This window comes from Franconibacter pulveris (genome assembly GCF_056780215.1).
On sequence record NZ_CM165555.1, the window covers coordinates 936,227 to 962,817 of the forward strand.

The 26,591-nt window shown below is 47.3% G+C and carries 25 protein-coding genes, 1 tRNA gene and 3 pseudogenes; 19 read left to right on the plus strand and 10 right to left on the minus strand.

Annotation, left to right across the window (positions count from 1 at the left end; all coding sequences use genetic code 11):
* Window positions 1-184 precede the first annotated feature (184 nt).
* From proB to ACU4F7_RS04475, 4 genes and pseudogenes are all read left to right on the plus strand, one after another.
* Window positions 185-1,288 carry a glutamate 5-kinase gene (proB, locus tag ACU4F7_RS04460; RefSeq protein ID WP_481638105.1) on the plus strand — a complete coding sequence of 368 codons (1,104 nt, stop codon included), beginning with the start codon at window positions 185-187 and terminating at the stop codon, window positions 1,286-1,288.
* 10 nt (window positions 1,289-1,298) lie between these two features.
* Window positions 1,299-2,552 (plus strand): glutamate-5-semialdehyde dehydrogenase, encoded by a 1,254-nt coding sequence (proA, locus tag ACU4F7_RS04465; RefSeq protein WP_481638106.1) that lies wholly within the window; start codon window positions 1,299-1,301, stop codon window positions 2,550-2,552.
* Window positions 2,553-2,666: 114 nt separating this feature from the next.
* Window positions 2,667-2,742 (plus strand) — tRNA-Thr (locus ACU4F7_RS04470).
* Window positions 2,743-2,829: 87 nt separating this feature from the next.
* A pseudogene (locus tag ACU4F7_RS04475) lies at window positions 2,830-4,770 on the plus strand (tyrosine-type recombinase/integrase).
* Window positions 4,771-4,890: 120 nt separating this feature from the next.
* Here the strand turns inward: ACU4F7_RS04475 and ACU4F7_RS04480 are convergent.
* From ACU4F7_RS04480 to ACU4F7_RS04490, 3 genes are all read right to left on the minus strand, one after another.
* Window positions 4,891-5,223, minus strand: coding sequence for an NIPSNAP family protein (locus tag ACU4F7_RS04480; RefSeq protein ID WP_001261101.1), 333 nt, complete (start codon window positions 5,221-5,223; stop codon window positions 4,891-4,893).
* 259 nt (window positions 5,224-5,482) lie between these two features.
* Entirely contained in the window at window positions 5,483-6,118 is a 636-nt protein-coding gene (locus ACU4F7_RS04485) for a hypothetical protein (protein WP_481638107.1), read from the minus strand.
* Between the two features lie 849 nt (window positions 6,119-6,967).
* Window positions 6,968-7,921, minus strand: a complete 954-nt coding sequence (locus ACU4F7_RS04490; protein ID WP_481638108.1) for a hypothetical protein — start codon at window positions 7,919-7,921, stop codon at window positions 6,968-6,970.
* A 193-nt stretch (window positions 7,922-8,114) separates the two neighbouring features.
* Between ACU4F7_RS04490 and ACU4F7_RS04495 the strand changes: the two genes are divergently transcribed.
* Together ACU4F7_RS04495 and ACU4F7_RS04500 are read left to right on the plus strand one after the other, a co-directional pair.
* Window positions 8,115-8,675 carry a recombinase family protein gene (locus ACU4F7_RS04495; protein ID WP_079518332.1) on the plus strand — a complete coding sequence of 187 codons (561 nt, stop codon included), beginning with the start codon at window positions 8,115-8,117 and terminating at the stop codon, window positions 8,673-8,675.
* A 211-nt stretch (window positions 8,676-8,886) separates the two neighbouring features.
* The gene (locus ACU4F7_RS04500; protein WP_079516908.1) at window positions 8,887-10,383 is read left to right on the plus strand and encodes a reverse transcriptase domain-containing protein; all 1,497 of its coding nucleotides are present in this window, start codon (window positions 8,887-8,889) and stop codon (window positions 10,381-10,383) included.
* Between the two features lie 41 nt (window positions 10,384-10,424).
* Here the strand turns inward: ACU4F7_RS04500 and ACU4F7_RS04505 are convergent, their stop codons facing one another.
* Complete coding sequence (locus ACU4F7_RS04505; RefSeq protein ID WP_284647464.1) at window positions 10,425-10,922, minus strand: hypothetical protein; 498 nt, start codon at window positions 10,920-10,922, stop codon at window positions 10,425-10,427.
* Window positions 10,923-11,160: 238 nt separating this feature from the next.
* Here ACU4F7_RS04505 and ACU4F7_RS04510 point away from each other — a divergent pair, with 238 nt between their 5' ends.
* From ACU4F7_RS04510 to ACU4F7_RS04545, 8 genes and pseudogenes are all read left to right on the plus strand, one after another.
* Window positions 11,161-11,625 (plus strand): helix-turn-helix domain-containing protein, encoded by a 465-nt coding sequence (locus tag ACU4F7_RS04510; RefSeq protein WP_481638109.1) that lies wholly within the window; start codon window positions 11,161-11,163, stop codon window positions 11,623-11,625.
* A 318-nt stretch (window positions 11,626-11,943) separates the two neighbouring features.
* Window positions 11,944-12,801 (plus strand): HNH endonuclease, encoded by an 858-nt coding sequence (locus ACU4F7_RS04515; protein ID WP_481638110.1) that lies wholly within the window; start codon window positions 11,944-11,946, stop codon window positions 12,799-12,801.
* A 365-nt stretch (window positions 12,802-13,166) separates the two neighbouring features.
* Entirely contained in the window at window positions 13,167-13,343 is a 177-nt protein-coding gene (locus ACU4F7_RS04520; RefSeq protein ID WP_481638111.1) for an Arm DNA-binding domain-containing protein, read from the plus strand.
* A pseudogene (locus ACU4F7_RS04525) lies at window positions 13,264-13,804 on the plus strand (tyrosine-type recombinase/integrase); the annotation flags it as partial. The gene ACU4F7_RS04520 and the pseudogene ACU4F7_RS04525, both read left to right, overlap by 80 nt.
* Window positions 13,805-13,946: 142 nt before the next feature.
* Window positions 13,947-14,273: a hypothetical protein gene (locus ACU4F7_RS04530; RefSeq protein ID WP_481638112.1), complete on the plus strand. Its 327-nt coding sequence runs from the start codon at window positions 13,947-13,949 to the stop codon at window positions 14,271-14,273.
* A complete protein-coding gene (locus ACU4F7_RS04535; RefSeq protein WP_481638113.1) occupies window positions 14,240-14,899 on the plus strand; it encodes a hypothetical protein in 660 nt (219 codons plus the stop codon). The genes ACU4F7_RS04530 and ACU4F7_RS04535 overlap by 34 nt, the downstream gene beginning before the upstream one ends.
* Before the next feature lie 124 nt (window positions 14,900-15,023).
* Window positions 15,024-15,236, plus strand: a complete 213-nt coding sequence (locus tag ACU4F7_RS04540) for a helix-turn-helix transcriptional regulator (protein ID WP_481638114.1) — start codon at window positions 15,024-15,026, stop codon at window positions 15,234-15,236.
* A gap of 20 nt (window positions 15,237-15,256) precedes the next feature.
* On the plus strand, window positions 15,257-15,868 hold the full coding sequence (locus ACU4F7_RS04545) for a BRO-N domain-containing protein (RefSeq protein WP_481638115.1): 612 nt from the start codon (window positions 15,257-15,259) through the stop codon (window positions 15,866-15,868).
* Between the two features lie 884 nt (window positions 15,869-16,752).
* Here the strand turns inward: ACU4F7_RS04545 and ACU4F7_RS04550 are convergent.
* The 3 genes from ACU4F7_RS04550 to ACU4F7_RS04560 are packed head-to-tail and all read right to left on the minus strand — an operon-like array spanning window position 16,753 to window position 18,027.
* Window positions 16,753-17,148, minus strand: a complete 396-nt coding sequence (locus ACU4F7_RS04550; protein ID WP_481638116.1) for a hypothetical protein — start codon at window positions 17,146-17,148, stop codon at window positions 16,753-16,755.
* A complete protein-coding gene (locus ACU4F7_RS04555) occupies window positions 17,126-17,539 on the minus strand; it encodes a polymorphic toxin type 44 domain-containing protein (protein WP_071788782.1) in 414 nt (137 codons plus the stop codon). Before ACU4F7_RS04555 ends, ACU4F7_RS04550 begins: the two co-directional genes overlap by 23 nt.
* Complete coding sequence (locus tag ACU4F7_RS04560) at window positions 17,536-18,027, minus strand: Hcp family type VI secretion system effector (protein WP_024560485.1); 492 nt, start codon at window positions 18,025-18,027, stop codon at window positions 17,536-17,538. Before ACU4F7_RS04560 ends, ACU4F7_RS04555 begins: the two co-directional genes overlap by 4 nt.
* 339 nt (window positions 18,028-18,366) lie before the next feature.
* On the opposite strand from ACU4F7_RS04560, the pseudogene ACU4F7_RS04565 reads away from it, so the two are divergent.
* A pseudogene (locus ACU4F7_RS04565) lies at window positions 18,367-18,489 on the plus strand (transposase); the annotation flags it as partial.
* Window positions 18,490-18,718: 229 nt separating this feature from the next.
* Here ACU4F7_RS04565 and ACU4F7_RS04570 read toward each other — a convergent pair.
* Entirely contained in the window at window positions 18,719-19,828 is a 1,110-nt protein-coding gene (locus tag ACU4F7_RS04570; RefSeq protein ID WP_481638117.1) for a hypothetical protein, read from the minus strand.
* A 125-nt stretch (window positions 19,829-19,953) separates the two neighbouring features.
* Between ACU4F7_RS04570 and ACU4F7_RS04575 the strand changes: the two genes are divergently transcribed.
* Window positions 19,954-20,556 carry a tyrosine-type recombinase/integrase gene (locus ACU4F7_RS04575; protein WP_481638118.1) on the plus strand — a complete coding sequence of 201 codons (603 nt, stop codon included), beginning with the start codon at window positions 19,954-19,956 and terminating at the stop codon, window positions 20,554-20,556.
* 59 nt (window positions 20,557-20,615) lie between these two features.
* Here ACU4F7_RS04575 and ACU4F7_RS04580 read toward each other — a convergent pair whose 3' ends face one another.
* Together ACU4F7_RS04580 and ACU4F7_RS04585 are read right to left on the minus strand one after the other, a co-directional pair.
* A complete protein-coding gene (locus ACU4F7_RS04580) occupies window positions 20,616-21,197 on the minus strand; it encodes a hypothetical protein (protein ID WP_481638119.1) in 582 nt (193 codons plus the stop codon).
* A gap of 396 nt (window positions 21,198-21,593) precedes the next feature.
* On the minus strand, window positions 21,594-22,433 hold the full coding sequence (locus tag ACU4F7_RS04585) for an HNH endonuclease (RefSeq protein ID WP_481638120.1): 840 nt from the start codon (window positions 22,431-22,433) through the stop codon (window positions 21,594-21,596).
* A gap of 629 nt (window positions 22,434-23,062) precedes the next feature.
* Between ACU4F7_RS04585 and ACU4F7_RS04590 the strand changes: the two genes are divergently transcribed.
* The 3 genes from ACU4F7_RS04590 to ACU4F7_RS04600 all read left to right on the plus strand — a co-directional run bounded on the left by ACU4F7_RS04590 (window position 23,063) and on the right by ACU4F7_RS04600 (window position 26,552).
* Complete coding sequence (locus ACU4F7_RS04590; RefSeq protein WP_481638121.1) at window positions 23,063-23,389, plus strand: darcynin family protein; 327 nt, start codon at window positions 23,063-23,065, stop codon at window positions 23,387-23,389.
* A gap of 341 nt (window positions 23,390-23,730) precedes the next feature.
* Window positions 23,731-25,875 carry a PA5441 family protein gene (locus ACU4F7_RS04595; protein WP_481638122.1) on the plus strand — a complete coding sequence of 715 codons (2,145 nt, stop codon included), beginning with the start codon at window positions 23,731-23,733 and terminating at the stop codon, window positions 25,873-25,875.
* Window positions 25,845-26,552, plus strand: a complete 708-nt coding sequence (locus ACU4F7_RS04600) for a DUF3142 domain-containing protein (protein ID WP_481638123.1) — start codon at window positions 25,845-25,847, stop codon at window positions 26,550-26,552. The genes ACU4F7_RS04595 and ACU4F7_RS04600 overlap by 31 nt, the downstream gene beginning before the upstream one ends.
* Window positions 26,553-26,591 lie beyond the last annotated feature (39 nt).

Sequence of the window (26,591 nt, forward strand, 5' to 3'; positions counted from 1 at the left end):
AAATTTTAAATTCGCTTAAAAAAGTGTAAACGTCATAAAAATGTCAATATCCGCCGTTACGCTTGCCGATCCTGCTCAACATCCGGTGCGCTTTTCCCGGGCAGCAGTTGGCAAGAAGGGCCGCGCCTGTTACAACGTCTCTTTGGTTTGAATTTTTCCATTTTCGTTGAAACGGCAGAGAATCATGAGTGACAGCCAGACCCTGGTGGTCAAACTGGGGACCAGTGTCTTAACCGGCGGATCGCGCCGCCTGAACCGCGCCCACATTGTCGAACTGGTGCGCCAGTGCGCCCAGCTTCACGCCGCCGGGCACCGTATTGTTATCGTCACCTCCGGGGCCATCGCCGCCGGGCGCGAGCACCTGGGCTACCCGGAACTCCCGGCGACCATCGCCTCCAAACAGCTATTAGCCGCGGTGGGGCAGAGCCGCCTGATCCAGCTCTGGGAACAGCTGTTTTCTATCTACGGCATTCACGTTGGGCAGATGCTGCTGACGCGCGCTGATATGGAAGACCGCGAGCGCTTTCTGAACGCCCGCGATACGCTCACCGCGCTGCTCGATAACCGCATCGTGCCGGTCATCAACGAAAACGACGCCGTCGCCACCGCGGAAATCAAAGTGGGCGACAACGACAACCTTTCGGCGCTGGCGGCCATTCTGGCAGGCGCCGATAAGCTGCTGCTGCTCACCGACCAGCAGGGCCTGTTCACCGCCGACCCGCGCAGCAACCCGGACGCGGAGCTGATTCAGGACGTGTACGGCATTGACGATGCGCTTCGCGCTATCGCGGGCGACAGCATCTCCGGCCTTGGCACCGGCGGCATGGGCACCAAACTGCAGGCCGCCGACGTGGCGGGCCGCGCCGGCATCGAGACCGTTATCGCCGCAGGCAGCAAGCCGGGCGTGATTGGCGACGTAATGGAAGGGCTGCCGGTGGGCACGCGTTTCCACCCGCAGCAGTCGCCGCTGGAGAACCGCAAGCGCTGGATCTTCGGCGCGCCGCCCGCAGGGGAAATTAGCGTGGATGAAGGGGCGCAGGTGGCCATTCAGGCGCGCGGCAGCTCGCTCTTGCCAAAAGGCATTAAGAGCGTTTCCGGCAACTTTTCGCGTGGCGAAGTCATCCGCATCCGCAGCCTTGACGGGCGCGACATCGCCCACGGCGTGAGCCGCTACAACAGCGACGCGCTGCGCCGTATTGCCGGGCATCACTCACAACAGATTGACGCTATTCTTGGCTATGAGTATGGCCCGGTAGCCGTCCATCGCGACGACATGATCATCAGCTAAGGAGCCTGCAATGCTTGAACAGATGGGTAAAGCCGCCAAAGCGGCTTCTTACCAGATGGCGCTGCTTTCCTCGCGCGAGAAAAACCGCGTGCTGGAGAAGATCGCCGATTATTTAGAAGCGCAGGCGCAAGAGATCCTGCTCGCCAACGAGCAGGATCTGCTGGAAGCGCGCCGCAACGGCCTGAGCGAGGCGTTGTTAGACCGTCTGGCCCTCAACCCGCAGCGCCTGCACGCCATCGCCAATGACGTGCGCCAGGTGTGCAACCTCGCCGACCCGGTAGGACAGGTGATAGACGGCGGGCTGCTGGAGAGCGGTTTACGCATTGAACGTCGCCGCGTGCCGCTGGGCGTGGTGGGGGTGATTTACGAAGCGCGCCCGAACGTGACGGTGGACGTCGCTTCCCTGTGCCTGAAAACCGGCAACGCCGCCATCCTGCGTGGCGGCAAAGAGACGTGGCGCACCAACGCCGCCACGGTAAAAGTCATCCAGCAGGCGCTGGAAGAGTGCGGCCTGCCCGCCGCCGCCGTGCAGGCGATTGAAAGCCCGGACCGCGCGCTTGTGAACGAGATGCTGCGCATGGACAAGTACATCGACATGCTGATTCCGCGCGGCGGGGCGGGGCTGCACAAGCTCTGCCGCGAGCAGTCCACCATTCCGGTGATCACCGGCGGGATTGGCGTGTGCCATATTTTTGTGGACGACACGGCAGAGTTCGCCCCGGCGCTGAACATTATTGCCAACGCCAAAACCCAGCGCCCGAGCACCTGCAACACCGTTGAGACGCTGCTGGTGCATGAAGCGATTGCGGCGCGTTTCCTGCCGGAGCTGAGCAAGGCGATGAGCGAGCGCGGCGTGACGCTGCACGCGGACGAGAAAGCGCTGGCGCTGCTTGCGAACGGCCCGGCTAAGGCGGTGGCGGTGCAGGCGGAGAACTACGACGACGAGTGGCTTTCGCTGGACCTGAACGTGAAGCTGGTGAGCGGCCTTGACGGGGCGATTGAGCACATTCGCGAGCACGGCACCCAGCATTCAGACGCCATCCTCACCCGCACGCTTCGCAACGCCAATCGCTTTGTGAACGAAGTGGACTCCTCGGCGGTGTATGTGAACGCCTCCACCCGCTTTACCGACGGCGCGCAGTTTGGCCTGGGCGCGGAAGTGGCGGTGAGCACGCAGAAGCTGCACGCCCGCGGCCCGATGGGCCTGGAGGCGCTGACCACCTACAAGTGGATTGGCTTTGGCGACGATACCATTCGTGCTTAACTGAGGGCAGGGTGATGCAAAAACAGGCGGTTGAAACAACACCGTATTGACGCATCACCCGCTTTTGCTTACCCTTTTACACCGTGCTTCACGCTCGTGGACACGTCTCTCAGGGCCGGTATAGCTCAGTTGGTAGAGCAGCGCATTCGTAATGCGAAGGTCGTAGGTTCGACTCCTATTACCGGCACCAGTCACTTCTATCTTATTGATTTAATTAATATTAAATTCATTCAGAGTGAAATCGCGTAGCCTCTACTACATAGAGGTCATACAGCCGATGGCTCAACGTGATAATCTGTATCGCCGTAGCAGCGGTATTTATGTTGTCCGTATTGCAGTTCCCGCCCGATACCGTCTCTACACGGGACAGCGTGAGATTCACGCTTCAACAGAAACAAACGACATCAGAAAAGCGCGAGCGATTGCCGCAGGTCTATTGGTTGTCTGGCAGCGATGTCTGGGTGAGTATCAAAAATTGGATAGAGAAAAGTTGGTAAGCAGTGCGCCTGCTTTGGCTGGAGAAGGAATGATCAGCCTCGCTGAATTTTGCGGTTTAACAAGCGCTTCCCTGCAACAAGTGGCGCAGCGACTACTTGATACGAATATCCCGCTGTTTTGGCTTGCTGATGGGCGTCCTGCCTACAATGTAGAAGATCTTTCTCTCGTTGATAAGGATGATCCTGAGGCTTCTGGATTTATCATCGATAGTGCCATTAACATCGGGATCAGAGGTTCTCTGAGCGGTTATGTTCAGCCCTTGGTTTCATCACGTATATTACGTCAGATGATCGCTGGCGAGACGCTGGATGCAGAAACCGCATTTAAATCCTCAGAGGCTTCATCCAAAGCCGCTTGGTTCGTTGACTTTCCCGGTGTCGAAATCTCGCCTACTTCATTAATGATCCATCGTGTGCAAGCAGAGCGCTTATGATTATTTTGGCTGTCACATAGCACCGCAGTTTCTCCAATCATGCCTGAGAGACCAAAAGCAATTACCCCTGTATTATCGCCTTCATTAATACCGGATAATGAATATGTAAATCGTAAATACTACTCAGTGAAAATGAGCGAGTTATGTGAAAAATATATTAGATACAAGCGCGGAGGGAAATTCACCGAAAAGGCAGAGAATCGAGTTCGGGAAGGTTTTAGCCTACTGGCTGAAGTCATGGGTGATCCAAAGCTTGTAAAAGTAGATCGTGACTATCTCCGTGAGTATGAGAGCTTACTAAGGTCGATACCTGCACGGCGTGATTTAGCTAAAATCCGATATAAAATCAATGACATTCATGAGCTGATGGTTAAAGCAAAAGAAAATGGCGACCCTCTAATGAGTGATAACACCGTTCGTAAATATATGCGGGTTATCTTCGAAGCTTTCAGGTGGGCTGATGGAGAAGGTATTTTTATTAAGTCCCCAGCGAATCAATTCTTCGCACCTGTAGAAAATGAAAAGATGGATCAGGACTTCAAAGCTGATTTCACTGATGAGGATTTACACGCTATTTTTAACCGCCCTTGGTTTAAACGTGGGACTGTGGATAGAAATAGCGAGGGACGCTTCCATCATTATCGTGCATTTCATTACTGGTTGCCACTCATCGGATTCTTTACCGGAGCAAGGATTAATGAGTTATGCCAGCTTTATCTAGATGATATTAAGCAGGATGCTGTCGGTTTTTATTTCTTCGAAATCAGCAACGAGCGTGTCGATCAGTCACTGAAAACGATTAATTCACGAAGAAAAATACCGTTGCACCCGACATTGATCAAACTTGGATTAATCCGCTATTGCGAAGCATTGAAGAAAGCAGGTCATGCGCGTTTATTTCCTGAGCTTCCTTACCACTCTGTAAAAGGATACGGCGATAAGGCTTCGGACTGGTTTAACCGTTCGTTGCTGAAAGTGCAATTAGGATTTGAAAAGGATAGCAAGAAATCTTTCCATTCATTCCGTCACACGTTTTCTACCAGGCTCAAACAAGCAGGAATCGACAGCGAGACGCGTGCGCAGTTTGTTGGACATATCCGCGGTTCTGGCGAGACAGAGAACCGATATAGCAAAGATCATCCACCAGCGACTCTTTATGCTGTGCTTGAGAGCGTTACGTTAGGGCTACCGGAAGTTGCACCATTCGTTTGCGAAGATGGTGTCGATGCGGTAGCTGATGCGCTACGGATTAAGCAGAGCAATAAATCGCGGAAAGAACCGCAATAGCCTGACTTTTTCTCTTACTCTAACGCGCTCAGAATGGTTCTGGCGCGTTTTTTATTAAGGGGGGATTTCATAGTGCTGAATTTGGAGACGCTCAAAACGCGTTTGGTGAGACTTGATGACCTATGATTGCACCCGCAGACCTTCCACGCTTTCCGGCGGTAGATTCATCACTGTTTTAATGCTGGTTTCTATGCTGCCAATGATGTCTTCACGTGGGCCGCTGCGCCAGTCATCGCTTGCGTAAAAAGTTTCAAGAATCGTAGCCATGCTTTCAGCACTGTCAAAGGCGCGAATCAGATAGTAGCAATCTGGGGCATGAAGCGAGTTACCAAACGACACGACATCGATCCCGTGGCGCTGGTGTAGGGGAACGCTGATTTCCTGCATGATGGCATGAAAAGTGGCGCCGCTGCCTTTGCGTAAGGTGTATTGCAGTATCTCGACGGTTCTCAAGTGTTATCTCCGTGTCGCTCTTGGGCGGCTCTTGGTTGATAGCAATAAAGTAAACTGGACTGGGCCATCAAGCTACCACTAATCAGACAGTCATCCGTAAGCAGAAGCCGCGATATGCGGTTCAAACGCGCTGTAAGGCTCTCTGGCGAGTTTTTAAAGAAGGTAGTCAAATCATGGTGCAGAATTCGCGGCGCTCTCATAGAGCAACTGGTGAAGCTGTTGTTTATCAGAAAGCCCGGAGTTGCAACCATCGATAAGGCTACTTGTGATTCTTCATATAGTCCGAAAAGAATTGTTCAAGATCCTTATCGTTTCTGATGGATACGAGAACTTTTGCGACAGCCTTCATGGCATTGGTTGCATTACTGACGGCACCAGCATCTTCATTGTTAATGATGGCATTATTCGCAATCTTATTTATTGAACTACTGGCTTCTTCTTCGCTAATTTTTCCGGCAAGTATCGAATCAAATATTGGGTAAGCCTGATTTGCATATTGGCTAAAGCGAACGTCATCAAAATTAGATGCCAGAGTTAATTTTACCTGCCGGATGTATACTTCTCGTGTGGTTGTTGCCAGCAAGTCTTGCGGAGTTTCACATGCAGCGGTGCTAGTGTTCCCTTGGATCATTCCCTTTTTAAAAAAACCAGCCACCATACCGTCTATCTCACCGTGCATAATCTGGCTGAAGCCTGTTACGGCAGAAGTGCCAGTGAATAGCGTTCTATAATTTTCAAGTTTATAGGACGCGCTAGCCGCCTCGCCTGTTTGGGTGGCGTTACATGCGTAGCGATAACCATCATCAAGTTTTTGGCTGATTTCTTCTGTATCGGCTGCGATAGTTGCAAGTGGGGCGCTAAGCAAAATTAAAAAGCTAAATGATTTAATGTTCATGGGGAGTGCCGATTGGGTTTCACGTAGTTTAAGAAGTGCTAATTATGCTTAAACAAAAGCAAGAGCGTTATGCGTAAGAGACTGTAAAGCGTTGTTAGTCGCCTCGTGGCACATTTTTTATCAAGGTAGTGGATATCATTGTGAAGTGGTTTATTCAACTATGCGGGGGAGGATTTTTCAACAACGTCTATAGTGCAAGTATAAGGATGACTTTGTCGCCACCGAAGTTTTTGAACGCAACGCCTTTGAGAGTCGCTTCCAAACCTAGGAGATCCACTTTTCGGCGCGACAATTTTTTCGGTAGCTTTTGTCGTGTGAGTTGGGGGTTCTGGTGGGTTCTAAGCTGAAACTTCAAGACAACAAGAACTTGGTTCTTGAGTTGTATTTCTTCTTAACTTCCTGTTTTGTTTTATATGTTTTATTAAACCTCTTTTCTGGGGAGCAAAACTAGCCCTAAGGGCCAATGCGATGATTTGCAGTGAGGCACTTGGCTAATCAGGCTTCCAGAGTTTTAACCTCTTCTCCGGGTCCCTGCTTGGATCGGCGATGTGAGCTACTCTGCTTTAAAAAAGGCTCACGACGTAAGCCCTTTGCAAAACATGATAACTCGCTATTCTTATTGGCTGTGCAAGTCCAAGACTCAGCACCTTACACAACCTCACGCACCCTGGCATACGCCGCCTTTCGGAACCAGACCAGTGGGTAACGGTGCGCCCGCTTTAAACCCCGGCTCAGCTAGTTGCAGAGCCTTGTTGATACGCCATTTTGGGTAAGCGTCTGTATACCAAAACCCCAAAATGTATACTGATAGTAACATTTTGAGGCTTCAGTGCAAGAGAGTTATCTTGTTTAGAGTTGTTCAATAAAGCGTTTAAAGGGTGCCACTGCTCGCTCTCCATGATGCTCTTCCACCCAAAAGGCAAGCGGTTCAAGATTTGAAGCTGTCAGTAATTTTTGTGCAAGCGGTATGATCTCTTGGGCCATGTTAATTTTTGCTTGAATGTTGCTTGCATCTTTGGACAGCTGTGCAAGTTCACGAGGCTTCAAATTATCGACATCACAATCTATTAATTGTCTTAGTGTTTGTGTAACGCCACGGATCAGTAGTTCTTTGAGATCATTGTCTTTAGACATTGCTTCGAGGTGGTTAATCGAGCCTGTAACGATGGTAACGTAATAAGGTTGGCCACGGTATTTATCCTCCAAAGACGGATTCATGGAAAAATCCCGCTCTCTTTCTTCTTTCGTTGCAAGACGAGATGAGAGTAGCTCTTTACGTCTCTCCTTAAGCATTTTACGAATTTCGTTAGCCGCTGCCTCACCAATTACACCTCGATTGCGGAGTTTCTCAATACGAGAGTAGATCCAATCAGCCCCTTTAGGCTGTTTCCGTAATCCCTCGACATGCTCAAGGAGTTGTGGTGCTGTTTCTTTTGCCTTGCGGATATTGTCGCGTTGTAGTGAGGTTTTAACATCTCGATCAAACCGCGTCTTCATTTCGACGAAATCTACGGAAAAGTAGTTTTTGCCACAATCTTTTCCGATGTTGGTTTCGTAACCTTCTTTTGTCACTACGATATAACCACGTTTATGCGGTTGATGACATGTTGTGAGTCCACACGGAACATCTTCTGGAAATTGGTAGCTACCGATGATCTCTTTAAGGTCAACGTTTGTAGGGTTGATGTTTGAGCGAAAATGCGGGCGCTCAACGATATCATGCCAACTGCTGATCTCAATGATTCCCTTGACTGTGTTGAGAGCAATCATGTTTGTTCCTTTTTTGGCCCAGAGAATTTTCATGTTATGTCATCCGGTTTTCCGCGGCAACGCTCTGCTGTATGTATAAACAGATCAGGAAGTGCCAACAAACGACCGTTTTCCGGCACCTTTCAATCGCGTGCTTTCACTCTGTTGGAAAATTAGCCTTGGCTTTTTTGGCAGGCCATCCTAAGTTGACACCGTTTTCTGGCAGGGGCCGGATGAGGGGATGACTATGGCGATTTTTGGCTACGGGCGTGTTTCGACATCGCAGCAGGATACTGAGAACCAGCGTTTGGAACTTGAGCAAGCTGGATGGACTTTCGACTTTTGGTTTACTGATGTTGTTAGCGGGAAGGTTCCTGCGGTGCAACGCAAAGCGTTTTCTGAAATGCTCAGCAAAATCCGCGATGGTGAAACGTTAGTGGTAGCGAAGCTTGATCGTTTGGGACGTGACGCGATTGACGTTCTCCAGACGGTAAGGGCGTTGGCTGACCGCAATATCAAGGTCATTGTCCACCAGCTTGGCACGACGGATCTCACCTCCGCAGCGGGTAAGCTTCTATTGTCGATGCTGGCAGCGGTTGCTGAGATGGAGCGTGACCTGTTGATTGAACGCACTCAGGCGGGTTTGTTGCGGGCAAAAGCCGAAGGTAAGAAGCTGGGAAGACCGTCGAGAATCGCCCCAGAAGCCCGTAGAGCGATTATCGAGAAAAAGAATAGCGGAACCAGTGTCAGTGCTTTAGCGCGTGAATACGGCGTTTCAAGGGCTACGATCACAAATTTAAAATTATAGGAAAGAACTCTTTGGCCTATTGACAATAACTTTCATTTGGGGTGGAATCTCTTTATTCCCCAAGGGGGAGAGCGGGCGCCTCTTATACTTGCCGAAGCTTGGCATGTTTGTAACTCAAAGAGATAAAGCTTATCGATGAGGTCATGTAGCGACTCACTTTTACATAGGTTAGCCCGTGAACGAATTATTCATATGAAGGCGTTTGATCGAAATGGATCTTGAGAAGAGCATACTTAATAGTATTCGTGATGAAGCAACCAAACTCTCAATGCGACATCACGCTTACCATAATTCGATAGCTATTGAAAACAATCGTAAGAAAGAACGAACAACATCGCCAAATTTATTACAAGTAAAAAAACCTGATCACTGGCTAGTTGATAAAAAATACAATCCTTTCTATGTAAATAAACATGCAAAAAGTATTGCCCATTCTATTGCAAAGAAAATAAAGGATGGCACATATGCTCCGCAATCCCCTGAACTAGCTAGTATTCCTAAGAAGTCAGGAGGAAGTCGAGAGGTTTCAATTTATCAGATTCCAGATGCGGCTGTTTCTACTCTTTTTTATCATAGGCTGCTGAAGAAAAATAAACATAGATTTAGTTCTTTTTCCTACGCTTACAGGAATGACCGAAATGTCCATTTTGCAATACAAGACATATCCGTCGAGTTATTACACTCTTCAAGAATTTTTGTCGCTGAATTTGATTTTCGTAAATTCTTTGACACTATTTCTCATGAGTTTCTGTATGCTCAGTTTGAGCAAAATGGTTTCTTGATAAGCAATGAGGAACGGAATGTAATAAAAGCTTTCTTGCATGGTAGAGAGAAAGGCATTCCGCAGGGAACTTCAATTTCTTTATTCTTGGCAAACTTAACATGTTGGAAATTAGATAAGCAACTCGAAAAAGAAGGTTTACAGTTCGCTCGTTATGCTGATGATACAATCATCTGGTCTAAAGATTATTCTAAGATAAGCAAAGCCTTTGATATCATATCTGATTTTTCTATTGAAGCCGGTGTGGCTATTAACGAAGATAAGTCAGATGGTATAAGTTTATTATGTAATGAAAAAATGCCATCAGAAATAGCAAGCAGAAAGTCTCATATCGAATTCTTAGGCTATTCTATTTCAGTTGATAATGTATCTATAAAACAAGAATCTTTAATAAAGATAAAAAGACAAATATCGTTCATCCTCTATAAGCACTTAATTCAACCATTGAATTCAATCCCTCTTAGAGCAGTGAAAATACCTGCAAACGATGAGGATGAAGCACTACTAAGTGCTATATGTGAAATCCGACGGTATCTCTATGGTGATCTTAACGAAGAAATGATTCGTTCTTATTTGAGTGGGCGTAGTAGTAGGATTTATTTCAAAGGTATCATGAGTTTTTACCCAATCATTAACAACGTTGAACAAATGAAATCAATGGATGGATGGTTGGTTAACGAAATTTATAAAGCAGTCCAAAAAAGATCACGTCAACTTACAAATCATTCCATGCCGCGGAGTCATTCGTTACCATTTTCTGCAAGTAGGAAGGAACTTGTTGGATATTGTGATTCGCAGCTTATTCATGGCAAGAAATTAATGAAGATTCCTAGTTTCATGACAATTTATAATGCTATGAAAAAAGGAATCACTGAATCTGGGATATTAGCGGTGACAGATCCTCAGTCAGATAATTATGATTACTAAAACTGCTTCATATATTTATGAAGCAGTTTGAAAACTAGTATTTACTCAAACGAAGCTGCGATGACTTCCCCGGTATTGGCGTTGAAAACACAAAAATATTGAAGTGGTGTTTGCATCCCAAGGCTATTAATCGCCTTAGCCTGATGTCCAAATGCTTGAATCGTTTTCTTTTGCTCGTCGTGCCACAAGTAAGTTCCGAAAACCGGCTGAGCTTCACTTTCCTGCCACACATGGCGAAACGTCGCTTTCTGGTCCATTACCTGCTTGCACTCTCTGACGGGGTTGTGGTGCGCTTTTGCATAGCATTCCGGTGTATTATCTGAGCAAGCAGCACCTTGCTTTTCTGTTGTGTGTTCTGCACTCACAGCAGAAAACGCACACACTCCCAGCACCAAAGCGAGAGTTCCCAAAATGCCCCATGATATTGCTCGTAGGCTGCTGATCTGCCGTTTTATTGAAACGTGAGCAACTATGCTGTAACTGGCCCAGCTAAGCACGGCTCCCGCTGCCATCGGTAATATAAAGCCTGATTCCGTCATGATTCCCTCATTTGCCAAACAACGTCACAGCTTGTAGTGAGTGCTGGAGACACTTAACCAGTGATGACCATCATACGGTTTGATTCTATTTGTCACTATTGGTATTCATTTTGAATCTATTTGCTGTAGTGATACAGGCTTCTTGCGAGGGAGATTGTGCTCACAAATAGAGCTTTTAGATTCAAAATGTCTCATATGGAGCGTGGCCTTACAGTGGTCAAAACTGCACATTCAGTGCATGAAAAAAACCTTGAGAATACAGTTTGGCGAGCGGGTAAAAGAACTGCGCATTGCCACCGGAATGAGCCAGGAAGCCTTTGCTGATCGGTGTGGGTTTGCTCGTAGTTATATGAGTCGTATTGAACGTGGTGGCTCCAACGCGTCTCTTGATGCGATTGAGGTGCTGGCTAACGCTCTGAGTGTTGAGCCATGGCAGTTATTAGCGTCTGACTCATCTAAAGATGACGACCCGGAACTGTTGGTTCCATACGCGGCCGATGGCTCGTGCTTTAATCCTGGACTTGCGAGTAGTCGCGATGGTTCGTTTGGCGTAGGTGATAAAACGGCTCAGAAGCGTTTTGGCACGTTTTCCGAAGCACTTGAGTATCTACGTAGCATGGAGACCGCAAAGTGGCGTAGGCCTAATGCCAGTGGCAATTGGGGCATTGTGTCAGCGGTGCGATGGGACAAACTGAGAAGGTAGAGCAAGTATAAGTTTAAGAATTCTGATGCTGTATGGATGAACAGTGTTTATTGGGTGCGAATTTTTTACCGTTTCATCAGCCTTTTGTTTATATAAGAGTGAATTAAACACCAAAATTCAGGTGCATTACGTAGGCGTTACGGTGGCGTTTTTTTCAAGGCTAAGTCAAAGTAAGTGTAATAAAAAAATCATATATAACATGAACTTGATGGGGTAGCCTTGAAAGTGACTGATATTCATTTGTCCTTTCGGAATTTGAACGCAGTTGCATTTCCGGTTTGAGTGAGTAACGGCAGTATTTAACTTTAGGAAAAATCATTGAACGAATCCGCTCCACTCTTAAAACCGCGCCACACACTACAAGTTGTGCGTATTCCTTCTTTAGAAGTTCAGAATTTGGGTTTTACTTCATTTTATAGCTGGCTCAATAGCTTAGGGTATGACACGACCAATCATAGTAATCAGCGAGCTGATTGGGCGAGAGATGGTGGCTGGCACTTGAAGGCATGTAAGAATAAGGTCAGTAACCAAGAAGATTTCTGGTTAATTTCATTTGATGGAAAAGGCGGTGTTTTACTTTCTGAAAAGTCCCAACAAGACTACCGAAGTGCTTATCGTCGCTTGATTAAAGAGGGCTATCAGCCCGCACGAATCGAAGCAATGACGAGAGGAGAGCTTTACTCGACTTACAACGAGGTTAGAGGATCAGCACGAAGCCACTCTTACTTAAAACCGAGTCAGGTTGATCAAGCTGATTTCGAGCTACATCCCGATCAGATACGGGATATGGTGAATAGCTCAATGATTAAGACTTATAACACATATAGTCGCTTCGGTCAGGCTCGCTTCCGTAATGCAGTATTGCTGAATTCCTTGAATGTGTGTGCTGTAACTGGTGTTGAGTATCGTGCCGCATTGGATGCTGCGCATATACACCCGCATAGTAATGGAGGTGCGATGAAGGTAGCTAATGGGATTGCTGTTCGAAAAGACCTTCATGCTGTTTTTGATCGCGGTGATATGGCAGTCAACCCGGAAACCCTCACGATTCATTTTAGTGAGCGAGCAATTGATAGCTACCTCGATTTTGAAGGACACGTAATTCAAACAGTGCTGTCACTTGATAAAATTGCCTTGGTCGCTCGCTGGGAAGAGTTCTGTTCTCGTATAAAGTAAAATCTAAATGCCATCAGGAGATCGCAGTAAAAGAGTTTGAGCTCTTTCGGAGTAAGACTACTTCATCATGTAGCACCTACTACAAATGCGTCCTACAATCTAACTTCACAAACTCATGTGGTTACGCGAGTTTCGGTAATGCGAAGGTCGTAGGTTCGACTCCTATTACCGGCACCATTCTAACGTCTCCCCAAATTTACTAAAGTTCACTGAAACCCCCTTATACTCTGAGCTTTACAGCCCCTTTTAGTATTTCTACGTCTACTAAAGTTTCCTGAAACCTACGGTCGTTTGGGGGTACTTATGGGGGTATTTGCTGTTCGGTCTAAAGGAGTTACCCCCAAGTTAAACTAAACGCTCGGCAGGTGGACGCCGCCAACCCTAAGGATAAGCCTTACAAGCTGGCTGATGGTGGTGGTCTGTATCTCCTTATCAAACCTAATGGCGGCAAATACTGGCGACTCAAAGTTAGTAGTTTTGGCCGCTCGTCTGCTGATTATCACCGGCTTGCGTCCCGGCGAACTCCGCGGGGCATTTTGTGATGAAATCAATATCAGTAAGGCGGTCTGGGAAATACCAGCCTCACGCATGAAAATGCGTCGCCCTCATGTGGTGCCGTTGTCCAGACAAGCTCTTACGCTTATTGGCCAGTTCCAAGAGCTAACAGGCAATTACCCGCTTATGCTCCCTGGCCGTAATGATCCGCGAAAAACAATGAGTGAAGTCAGCATAAACCAAGTCTTTAAGCGGATTGGCTATAACGGAAAAGTCAACGGGCACGGTTTCCGGCACACCATGAGTACTATCTGCACGAACAAGCTACAACACTGCATGGATAGAAACGCAGCTGGCACAAGTCGATAAAAACTCTATCCGCAGCACTTACAATCATGCTCGATACATAGACGGCCGTCGTGAAATGCTCCAGTGGTATGCCGGCTATATGGAAGCGTTGGAAAACGGCGAAAATGTTATGCATGGAACCTTTGGGAAAAGCGTCTAACTGTATGTATAGACAGTGCTTATTGACAGTAGTAGACTTCAGTAGACGAACAATGATTAGGCATTGTCTAGGCTGGTCACCGAAAACCTGCATACCTCTGCGGGCTGACATATCCGAATAATCAGAGGGATGAGGTGGTGTGATGCCTGAAAATATTTTTATACCCTTTTCATTTTGTCGATTAAACAGGGCTGCTGATTTCTTGGGGATGAGTAATGAGGATCTACTTAGCCTTGCATTATCCGAGAAAATAATCCTTTGCGTTAGGTTAGATGGTTTAAGTTCAGTACTTTTTGTCGATGGTAAACCCGATGGACTGGATGAATGGTATTTATCCTTAAAAAATGATGGCAGTGTACTAGCTGCTGCAAAATATTTATCAAAATACACATCTTTTTCTATTGATCGACTTGCTTATGATGAAGAGAGTGATGAATGCGTCTTTCATCCAAGGTTTATCAAAGTTTAGATGCAAAGGGCAATCCATTAGGGAATCAATCCCAAAGTCATAAAGGAAGAGGCTATGGTCTCTGGGTTCCTCAGTTGCCGGTAATAAATTCGATAATGAACTATGGGCGCTCTTCTCTTTTATGGGGTTCTTTAGGTCTTTATCGTACAGATGTAAGCACACCTAGTTTATGCTTAATTCCTTTGCCGGTACATTCCGATAATAATAATAGTGAGGATGATAACGATGAATATGAAGAAAATTATCCAGATGTTGAAATAACTGCAAATGACTTGTGGATAACATCAGAGCAGATGAGAAAATTATTAAACTATAATGGTGACTACAGCGATCTACCTGAGTGTAGTGATAATGAGACTTTCCTAACTGCCGATTTGGTGCAAAAAGCAAAAAAAAACAACCAAAGCGCTGAACGTCATGCAATAAATCGGGAGAAACTATACAAATATGCTATATGCTTATTATCGAAATATCCTGAGGAATGTCGTGGAGAACGCAAGGAAATAAGTCCTGAAAAATGGCGTGATTGTATTATGGCTCGTCAAAGTGAGATACCTCCATTACCAATCACAAATGAAGATGTGATACTAAGACATCTTAGAGCTGCAGCAAATAACAAGGGGTAGAGGTAACTCACTCTACCGGTACAGTAGGTTTACTATGCCTTATCCTTACTCCACATGAACGGCATAATTCCTCCTGTAATCTATTGGCGTCTACCGATGACGCCACACGAAGACAGGAGGATAGATGTCAGTACGCCTTATTAAAATGCCTGAAGTTATGCGCCGCACCGGTAATGGAAAAACCTGGATTTACAGGCTTATACCTCAAGATCGCTTCCCTCGCCTCGTCAAAGTTGGGTCACGAGCCATCGCATTTGTTGAAAGTGAAGTTGATGATTGGATAAGCCAGCGTATCGAAGAACGTGATGCATTAATTTCCAAAAAACCTCAACTGTAACTTAGCCCGGGAAAATTATTATGACTAACAAAAATGCCCTAGCCGGGCAGGGTTTTGCTCAACCTGAAAACAGCAGCGATGATATTTCGGTCATTAAATTTGAGGCCGCGAAAGTCCGTATTGTTAAGATCAACGGTGAACCGTGGTTCGTTGCAAAAGATGTTTGCGCGGCGCTGGAACTATCCAATTCGCGCATGGCGTTGCAGGCTCTGGATGATGACGAGAGAAATACCGTAACTTTAACTTACGGTATTCGCGGGAACCCAAATCAGAGCGCTGTCTCTGAATCTGGTTTCTACAAGCTGATCGCCCGCAGCCGTAAAGCTACTACGCCGGGCACATTCTCCCATCGTTTCAGTAATTGGGTATTTCGCGAGGTTATCCCCTCTATCCGCAAAACTGGCTCTTATGGTGTGCCGTTCGCGTTCCTGAACGACTTTAGCCGGCGCATGGCTGCTTATCAGCATGAGGCCAGCAAACGCGGGTATAAGTTGCAGCAATGTAAGGGAGCAAAAGAGGCACTTGAGCGGGAGGAGATTCAGCTATGGCGTGAGTATCAGCCCGAGCTGTTAGGCGAAGATGATCATGAGCCGTTTCCTGAAGTACGGCCTTTAACAGATGAAAAAAATTGAGTTCGTGAATAACTTGAGTGCTCTTGCGATGTTGAGCACTCAAAATAAGTTTGTCGCGACAGCTCACTAAACGATTCGAAAAGGTTAATGCCATGAAAAACATTTATACCCCTCTGGGGCAGGGCTTCGCTCACACCGAAAGCAGCCAATAAATTATTCCCCGTAGCAAGGGCGAGGATCTCTCCATCGCCCCCTGCGATAATCAATTGTTGTTTAGCAATTTTTCGCAACTTTGCTTCAGCACGTCTTTTTCGTTACTTCCGCAAGCGCTCTTACTGCTGAGGCATGATTTAAATGCGAATGCTGCTATTAATAAGACCAGAAGACCAAGCAGGATTTTTTTCATTATTGATTCCTTACCACTAAATTGGAAAACATAATTAAAAAAATTATTTACATATAATTTCGCTCTCAAGCTACGATCTCTTTTTACAATATTCTATGACCAACAGTTGCCGTATGGTTAATCGTGGCTATTCAGGGATGTTAGTACGTAGCAGCCTGGAGTTCTGTAGTTGTAAAGCTCGAACAGGTACAAAGCGTGAACAGTCCCCACGGACCGCTCTCAACTCGAAGCTGATGACGCTGCCAACGTCTCCACATCCTCCCGAAGCAGATTATCAAACGCATTTAAGCCCGATGTGCGGCCTTGTGGCTGCGTAAACAGGTGAATAGTGGTAATGCCCCGGTAGCTACAGATCCGGCTCTGCCAGCGCTTCGCTCACGTTCCGAAAGGTACACGAGTACTCTGATAAGGTGTGATCCTTCTGACAATCTGATGAAATTGCTACGCTCCGCTTGTTGCTAATACCACTAACGGGGCTTTATGGCTTCTGTTGTCTGAAATCAGAAGAAAAGAGCCAGCGTTAAAGCTGGCTATGCTTTTAGAATGGTGAAGCATTCAGATAGATCGTGGTTGAGTAGCTCGCCCCATTGGTGAAGCGGTACACATCGCCTTTCACGTTCAGATGAATAGCACTATCACGTATCGCGATCTTTGCGTTGCCGTCAGACGTTGATAAAAATGGCTGATACTTATCCCCGATACCTTTCAGGAAAGTCGCTTCCGTGACTTTTGGAGGGACTAAATAAAACTGGTACACAAAGGCTGTGGTAGCACCTGCGCTGCCCTCTGTGACGTACAGTGACACCTGTGAGTTAACCTTCTCAACCTTGTAAACAGTTTGGTCGATTGGCGAGTTGAGAGCCTTATACGCGCCATAGCAAGCCACGACGAGCAATAGCACCACCACCCACTTAAAAACCCGAACGTTTCGCATAGTCTATCCCTGCTCTTATCCAAGTCTGATCCTGAGGATCATCACCATATGAATTGGGCCCTGGATAATCCGCAAACTCCGGACGGCTTGTACCTGCGAGAATTTGCGCAGCACCTGCACCACGTAGCAAGATCTGATCCGGGATACCCGCAGCCGCTCCAACCGCACCATAGTTAAAGTTACCAAAGGCTGCATATTTACTGCCACGTTGCTTATAGTCCCACGGTCCATGATTCCTTACCTGATAGTAAAACCAGACATAGGTGAGGGCTGACGGGCCACGGTGAAAGCGAGCCATCATCATGTTATTGACAACACTCACACCAGGCGGGGTTATAGCAGATAACTCATACGGCGGGTGAGGATTTGCCGCTAATGTCGGATACCTCATGCTTGCGCTCTTTCGTTCCAGCTATCGGTAAACATAATATTGCCGTCGCAGTGCTTCCAGGTGATCTTCTCATAACGGAACTCGACACACTCAAGGTGGTTATGCTTCTCCTTGCTCGCGTCTTTGGTATCGTGCATAACGGGAGAAACACCCACAATCTTCACACCTTCTAACAGCATGTTGAAGTATTCCACTTCCTGCCCTGCATCGTTGATCTTGTACCATTTGAACTCTGCAGATTTAAGCGTCTGACCTGTGGCAACAGCTTTGTAGAGGTACGGGCTGGAGCTATCAAATTCCTTTTGGATAATCAGCGCGGAGTGTTTGCGAGTCCCGGTAATCTTCCCGGTCATTGGGTCTGTGGGAATGTTTAAGCTGTGGGAGAATCCGTTGATCTCAATGCTGCCGTCACGGTCTTGAACGTCTACAGATCCCTTGATATCTGCGCCGCCGTCATCTTTAAGCCATAGGTAAGCTGGAATAGCCATTTTCTCTTTTTCCTTATGTTGTTATAAAAATCCATAAAGAAAGTGTACCTATAAGGCCGGGTGGAAAGTAAACGATCAAATGTAACAAATTCACTAATATAAACGTGGCTAGATTTTAGTTAAATAACACTAAGGGAAGAGGCCGCAACGGTGCTTTAACTTTTCGCTGCTATCGAACGTCTTCACACTTTGGCAATGCTTGCTGTTCGTTTTATAGACGAAATCGTAGATGGAATTGCTATAGCGGCACAGCGTCTCTTTGGCTGTTGTAGTGGCACACTGCAGTTGGTCACCTGAAAAGAGGTGATATCCTCACCTCAGAACAATACAGGTGTCCCAATGAAAAGAAGACGTTTCAGCGCAGAGTTTAAACACGAATCCGCTCCACTGGCCCTTGACCAGAAGTACACCGTTGAAGATGCGGCCACTGCTATGAGTGTTGGTCTTTCTACTATGGCGCAATAGGTAAAGCAGTTGCGGGATGAACGACAGGGCAAAATGCCAAAACTTCTCCCATAACTTAGGAACTGATGCGGTTCGTTCGGACTGACCGACCATGCCGGGCAGTATAACGACATTAATGGTTAACTCTGAGGGAGCCAGACAGGACTGTCAATTTGTCCGCTCTGCGCCAATTACAGACTTTGGCGTAAGTTTATATGTATGTTTATCAATCTATGAGGCTAGTCGGTCAAATCGATAGCAATTTAGCATTTTTATCAAGATAGATTTTTACTTCACCTTCCCAAAGCCCATAATCTTTTACCTGCACACCGATAAAGACAGTAAAAAAATCTTTATCTAAAATGTCACTGACCATATAAAAATCTTCTACTCGATCAATACACTCAAGAGTGGTTTGTCTTTCCACCGGCAAATGGTTTTCTGGGCCTAAAGCCGAATGATAAATCACTTCAAGTTTTAAAATCCGCTCAAGCCAAGTAGTGCACTTGAACAATTTATAATATTCAGAAAGGTTTACTCCAATTTCAGGCTGTCCGTAAACTTCTCCTTTCTGCGTTGATAAGCAGATCATGAGATGCTGTGATAGTCTATCTATGCCTGAAATGATCTTAATATCACCATTTTCAATGAGAAGATCACCATTATCATCTAAAGCCAAATCACCCCCAAGGTTACGACCACTAATTCGTTTGGTTCTTGGTGATACTTTTAACTCTAAAATTAGGCCAGTAGAAGTGAAAACTATTTTAGGGGGAGTTGTGAGTAGACGGGCATCACTAAGTGATTCTGAAATTATACATTTTCCTTCATTAGTAAGATCGTCGAAGCAATTTATCACATTTAAAATGTCAAACTTATCACCAGAAATATATTCATCAATTTTTATATTCCATGTGGTGGGTTCAACTGATAATAATTCTCCAGTAAAAATTAATTGACTACCTAACCTAAACAACTCGGATTTGGCTTCTTCCGGTAACTTTAAATGTTCATGTTGAATCTTACGTTCATGTTCCTCTTTCATTTTAAATAATACTTCGGGAGTGAATGTTATTTCATCTCTATCAATCATTACAGAATGGGTTACGCATAACCAAATACCATTAGTGATATCGGAACGTTCTTCAGAGGTCATATCCCTTCTGTATCGCCTGCCGCCAGGAGCTGCAGCATAAATATGAGAAGCAACGCCAGTGTTATTCACCGCAGAACTAGACTCATGACTGGGTCCACATGTAATCTGGGCACAGCCTGTAAAAGAACATCTAAAATTCGCTCTTGCTGCTAAAGCTTGCTTAGTCTTGGAAGAAAAATCATCTCTGTTTTCTTTGCCCATCTTTCCTTTCTCATCACACTGTCAATCTAAATGAAATCGTTATACAACAACCAACGGCCCCTGTCTGCTCCTTGCTCATAAGGGACAACCATACTCAAATCTCCCACATTGCAGGAGATTTGAGTATGAACACGTCACCGTGGAATAAAGACCGTATCATAGGCCAAAAAAGACCACTTCAGATATCTCATATCTGGGGGATCCGAATCCGGCTTGAACTGGAAGGTAAAACGCGTGATTTAGCTCTGTTCAATATGGCCTTAGACAGTAAGCTACAAGGCTGCGATCTGGTGAACATCAAAGTATCTGATGTTGCATATGGTAGCTCGGTTTCAAGCAGAGCAACGGTGCTGCAACAGAAAACCGGTAGCCCTGTGCAATTTGAGATAACCAAAGGGACAAGAGAGGCTGTTGCTGCATTGATAAAGCTTGGCAATTTGCACAGTAAAGACTTCTTGTTTCGGTCTCGGATCGGAACTAACCGGCACATATCAACCCGACAATACAGCCGAATTTTTCATGGGTGGGTAAAAAAGCTTGGTCTCGAAGCTTCGCTTTACAGCACACATTCCATGAGAAGAACAAAACCTTACCTGATATACAAGAAAACCAAGAATCTCTGGGGGATCCAACTTCTATTGGGCCATAAGAAACTGGAAAGCACAGTCCGTTACCTGGGCACTGAAGTCGATGATGCGTTAGAGATCTCTGAGTCGATTGAAATCTAAGATTGTCAGGGCTGCAACAGCAGCCCTGAGTAGTAAACAGGTAACTCTTGTTGATAATATTAATAAATCTGCTTCCCTATTGTGATTGGTAAGGGAACCAGAACCTCCCATTTAGTGGGCCAGTCGGGAACAATATGAGTTGGTATTGTTTGTCCCTGCCAATACAACTCTGCACGATAAGTATGTACAAGTGCAGAGTCGGGATTATCTAATAAGCGCATATCCGCGATATGGCATCTACTTAAATCTACATCAATCTCATAAATGGGATTATCGGGACTACCATTAGACTTTCTGAACGCTATCGCTTCACTCAAGGATTGCCAAGCGTATAAGCTTTGCCATCGCGATGGTTTGGTTGGGTACTTTGCGCGCCGATAAAATTCAAATGACCAATCTATATTAATCGTTGGGTCTATATAAGGTACATTCGAAAGGAAATAGTAGTTACCTTGATCTGATACACCATCAGGGAATAACTCAATCACTAAATTCCCCAGTTCGATAGGTGTGATATCATCAAATTTCTTCAGCGATAAAATTTGTTTTTCTTGGTAGCGATTGTATCTGTCGATAACATATAATTTTGCCATTTTCCCGTTCCAAATTAACATTTCAAAGATATGTTTGTTTTTTTGCATACGCTCAAATATTAGCAAGCACTATCACTGATCACCAATACAAGCAAATAATACCAGAGTCCGCTCTTCGCTCATAGCAGCCCATCAGCGCTACGTCCCCGTCCGCTTCGTGCCAGAAGCGGACACTGATGTAGAGCAATTTTCGACCCTAGGCGGATTTTCGAATCTGGGGGAAGTAATCACGATGATTCAGATGGCAGGTATAATAGATTTTAAACACAGTTACGCAGTTCTACATAACATTTATCGATATTATTTTTCAAAATTGCTTACTCCGAATGTGAGAATTGAGAGTAAGCACAAACGTTAGGCTGGTATTTAATTCTGTGCTTACTCAATTTAAAAAGTGAGAACTTTTTGTTGTGACTAAATAAAAATTTATGATGCACTTCAGTGCTATAATTTTGTGAAATCACCCCTATCCCATAAAGCAGAATTACCAGGAACTTGGTCAAAAATAAAACCAAATTTCTGCTGAGCCCAAACCAAAAATAGCCCTTCTGACTGTCCGCACTCTGGACAATGAAGCGTATCTGCGCGATGCCCGTCGGGAAACCATGAAAAAATAATAAAATGCAGACTGCATTTCATACATTTGACTTTTTTTTCCACATATTTGGAAGTTGTTTTTACGAGCTTATGTACATGGGCAAGACCAGCATCTGTTATGTTTGATTGCCCTCCATCAAGGCTCATAAAACCAGCGTGCGCAAGTTCAAATATCTCTTCAGGGTATTGTTTTGCGCCCTTCGAATCAAAGAATAAATTTTGCCTATTGATCGTAATAAAAAAACCCCCATCAGTTCGTTCTATTAATGCGGGGCTTTCTTCACATGCTGCCGCCAATAAAATTTTCGTTGCACGATCAGAAAGCTCCTTGCTCTTACCCTCTACTTTCAAGGTTTCAATGATGACTGCTGATAGTGCATGCATTTCTTCACCAGTCACCTGAGGCTGTAAAGGTAGCTTCCCTTTTTCTACCATATCGTACACAGCATCGCGATGCCCTTTTAATTCTTCCCTGCTAAATCCTTTAGTCATATGCATTTTTGTATGAACAGAGGAGTGACATAAAATACATATAGATATTAAATTATCTTCATCGTTAGAACCCCCTTCACTTTGCTCGACAATATGGTGTATTTGAATCTGCAATGGTGAAAATCTTCTGCAAATGCAGCAATGTCTAGCTGATTTAACAAGTATTTTGGCAGCAATGCTATCAGGAATTGACATTCTTACTCCGGCTCTACATTTTCAAACTAAAATTGTTTAATCGATCGGCCTATACAGGCCGTGACTCAGTCATACCTTATATAAATTATGAGAAAATGTCTCTTATGGCTACTAAAATGGTATCAATTCTCTACTGGCTTGTTCATGCGACTACATTACTTTTGCTCACGCGTTCTCTAGCTCCCTCTGATGCAGTGGTCACCTGCGTCTTTTACCGCGTGGTTACTGCTAGAAATGCGCATGGAGTGGACGTTATGGGTATTTCAATACATTAATTGTTGAGGAACCTTATAAGTTGTATTCAAAAATGTTAATGCTCAACTCCAGTGATGAGATAGTCTCCGTGGTGCGTCTGAGTTTCTCTATTTCGTATACTTTAAGTAGCTTAATGTCCGCTCCTCGCTCATAGCAGGCATTAAAACTGTCTCTTCTGTCCGCGTCGTGCCAGAGGCAGATGTTCCTCGCACCCCGTTTCCCGGTGTGGCAATTAGGTGTGGCAATTAACAGATCGGAATTTCCTGCCACGCCTGGGTGTTCAATAATTTTTTGTTACTAAAAGGGGAATCGTCAAATAAATTTCCTGAACAAAAACATGGTAACGTTCTAAATACTCCACACATGAGGTACTTATGATAACCGTTTTTGTTTTACTTAAGACAACAAAGGAATGGCTCCGTCTGGAGCGCGCTGAAAGAAACCGCATTGCTGATAGCGTATTATCTACCGTTTTGTCCGATAATAAAGTCACGCTAAGAATGTTTGACGCCGAGGCGTTTACCACAAAATGTACTGATGTCGCTATGTTACAGGCAGAAGATATGCAGGCATTTTATTTTGCTATTGAGCGGCTAAGGGACTCGGAACTTATAACCAGACCTTATTTTGAAATGGTGGAAATTATTCCTGCCATTGAAGATGGTTTTAAAGCTTTCGAGAAGGCCAGTATTCCTAAATAATAATTCTGGTCAGAGGGAGTAACAATGACGGTTGCTACTCCCACCGTTGAGACTTATCTTTTTAATGGTTAAAGCAGGATTAACGACCCGGCTTTACCGGGCCTCCAGGTTTTTGATGCTTACACTCGCTTTTTTAAGTGATTAACCAGTGTCTGCTTCGTCATTTTTAGTTTATTCACCACTGCAATATTAAATATAAAAAGCGTTTACATTGCAGCCAGGCAACGGACAACACGCTTGCCCGCGCCTCGTTCATAACAGACTCCCCAAAACCCATTGCCGCCAAAACCATTCCCCTATATAAATCTTCCCCATAAAAAACAACCACAAGGACTGACGCTATGGTCAGGAAGATCCCCCTTGCAGTCACCGTAAGTCTGCTGTTAGCTCACACCCCGCATGCCTTCGCCTCTTCCGATATGGAAGATTGCACCTGGAGCGACGACACCTGTCTGCTGAAAGGCGCTCCTGTTCTGGCACCGGATAATGATTCCCGCGACAACCTGCTACGCTTGCTGAGCGAGGCAAAGTCGTTCGCGCTGCCCGTGCAGCCGATGCCTGCGGATATCACGCGCTCCCGCGATTTCTACTTCGCTTATCATCCGCAGTGGGATGACGTTAGCCCGCAATCTACCTCTGCCGACGCTGCGCCAGTCGAAGATAAAGCTCTCGCTGAACAACTGGCCGCGCTGCAAATCGACCCAGAGGCAATGCGCGCCGACAACGGCGAGCAGGAAAACCGCTTTGTCTCGAATAACACAGAAAGCGTAAGCCAGTTTTTTGCAGCGCTGCTGGCAGACGGCGCATTAACGCCTGAGCAGCGCCACGCGCTGGCGCAGGCGCGGGTGGCGCTTTTATCCGGCGCAACCAGCGAGCAGGTTAGCGCTTCGTTAGCCGCGCTCCCGGCCGGTGCGCCTGCGTTATATAAAGCGTATCTGGACGCCGCCGCCCGGTTCTATGAGGGGGATTACGCAGGCGCTGCGCAGGGGTTCAGCGCGCTGGTTACAAGCGATAGCCCATGGTTAGCTGAAACCGCGCAGTACATGCTGATGCGCACGGCGCTTAACAAAAGCAGCCAGCAAAGCACGGGCGAGTATGGCGATTTTGACGTGACGCGCGTCAGCCATGACGATGTCGTCCAGGCGCAAAACGCGGCGCAGGCTTATCTGCAACGCTGGCCGCAGGGGCGCTATGCCGACTCCGCACGTGGCATGCTGCGCCGCATTAACTGGTATCTGCAGGCCTGGCCGCAACTGGCGGAACGCTACGAGCAGGCGTTCCAGCACGCCGCCAGCCCGCAGGCGCTGCGCGGTCTGGTAACCGAATACGATAATGTCTTTGGCATGCAGTTCTACGAGCAACCTGTAACAGAAGCGTTTCCCGAAGCGTCGCTGGTGAGCTTTATCGAACTGCTGCGCGCGCTTCGCCTCAACAGCGACAATAAACCGGTACTGACGCAGGACGCGCTGAATACCAGCAAACCGGCGTTTGAAAAGGGCGGCAAGCTGCCGCTGTGGCGCAACCTGCAACTCAACCTGTGGATGGCGACGGGCAACTACGCCGCTGTGCTGCAGGAGGTCGCGCCCGCGCAGACGCTCCCCGCGCACGATATCCTCGCCTTCAGCGAGCAGGTTATCTACGGCGAGGCGTTGATGGCGCAACAGCAGTGGCCCGCCGCGCGTGATTTCTGGCTGCGGCTGCTGAAGCTCAGCCAGGATAACGAGCAGCAGCAGTATGTGCAGGCTAAGCTCGCCGCCACGCTGGTTTACATGGGCGACACGGCGGCGGTGTTCGCGCCAGGCAGCGCCGTCACCAGTTTGCGCTATCGCTCCCGCGTGCTGAAAACCCAGGCTTCGCCTGAGCTGTTGCGCCAGCAGGCGACAAAAGGGCCGAACAGCGAGGAGCGCACCATCGCCCTGCACACGCTGCTGGTGCGCGATTTAACCGAAAACCGCTTCGGTGACTGGCTGAATGACAAAAAACTCGCCAGCGCCATTACGCCGCCGGTCACTGGCGAAGCCTTCGACGACGTCAACCTGAGCATTTTCGACTGGAACGGTGACACCACCGAGCCGGGTTATGTCTGCCAGAGCCTGCATGAAACCGTCACCGTGCTTAGCAAGAACGCGGCGGACCCGCACGCGCTGAACTGCCTTGGCGAGTTTTTTCGCACCACGCGCGCGCAGGTTGATTTGTGGAAAGAGAGTGCGGGCAACGGCGTCCTCGAAGCGGCAATCTCCCGCAAGGAGCCGTTCGGCCAGTCCGATCGCCAGCGCTATTACCAGCGCATCATCGCTTCACCCAAAGCAGAACCTGAAGATAAAAGCTATGCGCTCTATCGCGCCATCATGTGCTATGCCCCCTCCGGGGCGAACGACTGCGGCGGGCAAGAGGTCGATAAGCTGAAGCGCAAAGGGTGGTTCACACAGTTAAAAACGCAGTATCCGGGGAGCCCGTGGGCGCAAAAGCTCAAATACTACTGGTAACCGCGCTGCTGGCAGGCCAGGCGCAGGCGGCGGAGACGGTGTCGGCAAGCCGCCACGCTGCCTTCTGGCTGTGGTCCGGCGTGAAGGCGAGTGACGAGCTGCGAAACGCGCAGACGGTCTATCTTCATCAGGGCGAGGTGCTGACGCGCTCAGGCAAGGTCGTGTTTCAGCGCCTCGGGCTGCCGGTCAGCCGCCTGACGTTTCCGTCCATCTGGCTAACCGTGCGCTTCACCACGCTGGAGGCGCCGCAGGCGATCCCGGCGCGGCTTGTCCGGCTGATGCAACGCTGGCAGGCGGCGGGGAATCACGTGGTGGGATTGCAGGTCGATTTTGATGCGGCGACGCATCAGCTTGCAGACTACGCCCGTTTTCTGCGCGAGCTACGCCAGCAGTTGCCGCCGGAATTCGCGCTGGGCGTCACCGGGCTGCTCGACTGGGCCAAAACGGGCGAGGTGGCCACGCTGAATGCGCTGCCGGTGGATGAGCTGGTGGTGCAAAGCTATCAGGGGCGGCATACGGTGGCGAATTATCAGGCGTACCTGCCCGCGCTCGCCCGGCTGCGCATCCCGTTTAAGCTTGGGCTGGTGCAAAACGGCAGCCGCGAACCGCAGGCCGAGGCGCAGCTAAACGCCTCACCCTGGTATCGCGGCACCGTGGTCTTTATGCTTAAGCCATAAGGCCGATGGCGCCGGGCGGCGCAAAAAGCCGGTGAAGGA

Bases quoted from the DNA above. Each gene is read 5' to 3' on its own strand.
- ACU4F7_RS04490 (WP_481638108.1), bottom strand. From the start codon at position 7,921: ATGAAAATTCTCTGGGCCAAAAAAGGAACAAACATGATTGCTCTCAAC.
- ACU4F7_RS04570 (WP_481638117.1), bottom strand. From the start codon at position 19,828: ATGGGCAAAGAAAACAGAGATGATTTTTCTTCCAAGACTAAGCAAGCT.
- ACU4F7_RS04485 (WP_481638107.1), bottom strand. From the start codon at position 6,118: ATGAACATTAAATCATTTAGCTTTTTAATTTTGCTTAGCGCCCCACTT.
- ACU4F7_RS04580 (WP_481638119.1), bottom strand. From the start codon at position 21,197: ATGCAAAAAAACAAACATATCTTTGAAATGTTAATTTGGAACGGGAAA.
- ACU4F7_RS04550 (WP_481638116.1), bottom strand. From the start codon at position 17,148: ATGCGAAACGTTCGGGTTTTTAAGTGGGTGGTGGTGCTATTGCTCGTC.
- ACU4F7_RS04595 (WP_481638122.1), top strand. From the start codon at position 23,731: ATGGTCAGGAAGATCCCCCTTGCAGTCACCGTAAGTCTGCTGTTAGCT.
- ACU4F7_RS04575 (WP_481638118.1), top strand. From the start codon at position 19,954: ATGAACACGTCACCGTGGAATAAAGACCGTATCATAGGCCAAAAAAGA.
- ACU4F7_RS04545 (WP_481638115.1), top strand. From the start codon at position 15,257: ATGACTAACAAAAATGCCCTAGCCGGGCAGGGTTTTGCTCAACCTGAA.
- proB (WP_481638105.1), top strand. From the start codon at position 185: ATGAGTGACAGCCAGACCCTGGTGGTCAAACTGGGGACCAGTGTCTTA.
- ACU4F7_RS04540 (WP_481638114.1), top strand. From the start codon at position 15,024: ATGTCAGTACGCCTTATTAAAATGCCTGAAGTTATGCGCCGCACCGGT.
- ACU4F7_RS04510 (WP_481638109.1), top strand. From the start codon at position 11,161: ATGAAAAAAACCTTGAGAATACAGTTTGGCGAGCGGGTAAAAGAACTG.
- ACU4F7_RS04555 (WP_071788782.1), bottom strand. From the start codon at position 17,539: ATGAGGTATCCGACATTAGCGGCAAATCCTCACCCGCCGTATGAGTTA.
- ACU4F7_RS04500 (WP_079516908.1), top strand. From the start codon at position 8,887: ATGGATCTTGAGAAGAGCATACTTAATAGTATTCGTGATGAAGCAACC.
- proA (WP_481638106.1), top strand. From the start codon at position 1,299: ATGCTTGAACAGATGGGTAAAGCCGCCAAAGCGGCTTCTTACCAGATG.
- ACU4F7_RS04495 (WP_079518332.1), top strand. From the start codon at position 8,115: ATGGCGATTTTTGGCTACGGGCGTGTTTCGACATCGCAGCAGGATACT.
- ACU4F7_RS04560 (WP_024560485.1), bottom strand. From the start codon at position 18,027: ATGGCTATTCCAGCTTACCTATGGCTTAAAGATGACGGCGGCGCAGAT.
- ACU4F7_RS04585 (WP_481638120.1), bottom strand. From the start codon at position 22,433: ATGTCAATTCCTGATAGCATTGCTGCCAAAATACTTGTTAAATCAGCT.
- ACU4F7_RS04530 (WP_481638112.1), top strand. From the start codon at position 13,947: ATGCCTGAAAATATTTTTATACCCTTTTCATTTTGTCGATTAAACAGG.
- ACU4F7_RS04535 (WP_481638113.1), top strand. From the start codon at position 14,240: ATGCGTCTTTCATCCAAGGTTTATCAAAGTTTAGATGCAAAGGGCAAT.
- ACU4F7_RS04505 (WP_284647464.1), bottom strand. From the start codon at position 10,922: ATGACGGAATCAGGCTTTATATTACCGATGGCAGCGGGAGCCGTGCTT.
- ACU4F7_RS04590 (WP_481638121.1), top strand. From the start codon at position 23,063: ATGATAACCGTTTTTGTTTTACTTAAGACAACAAAGGAATGGCTCCGT.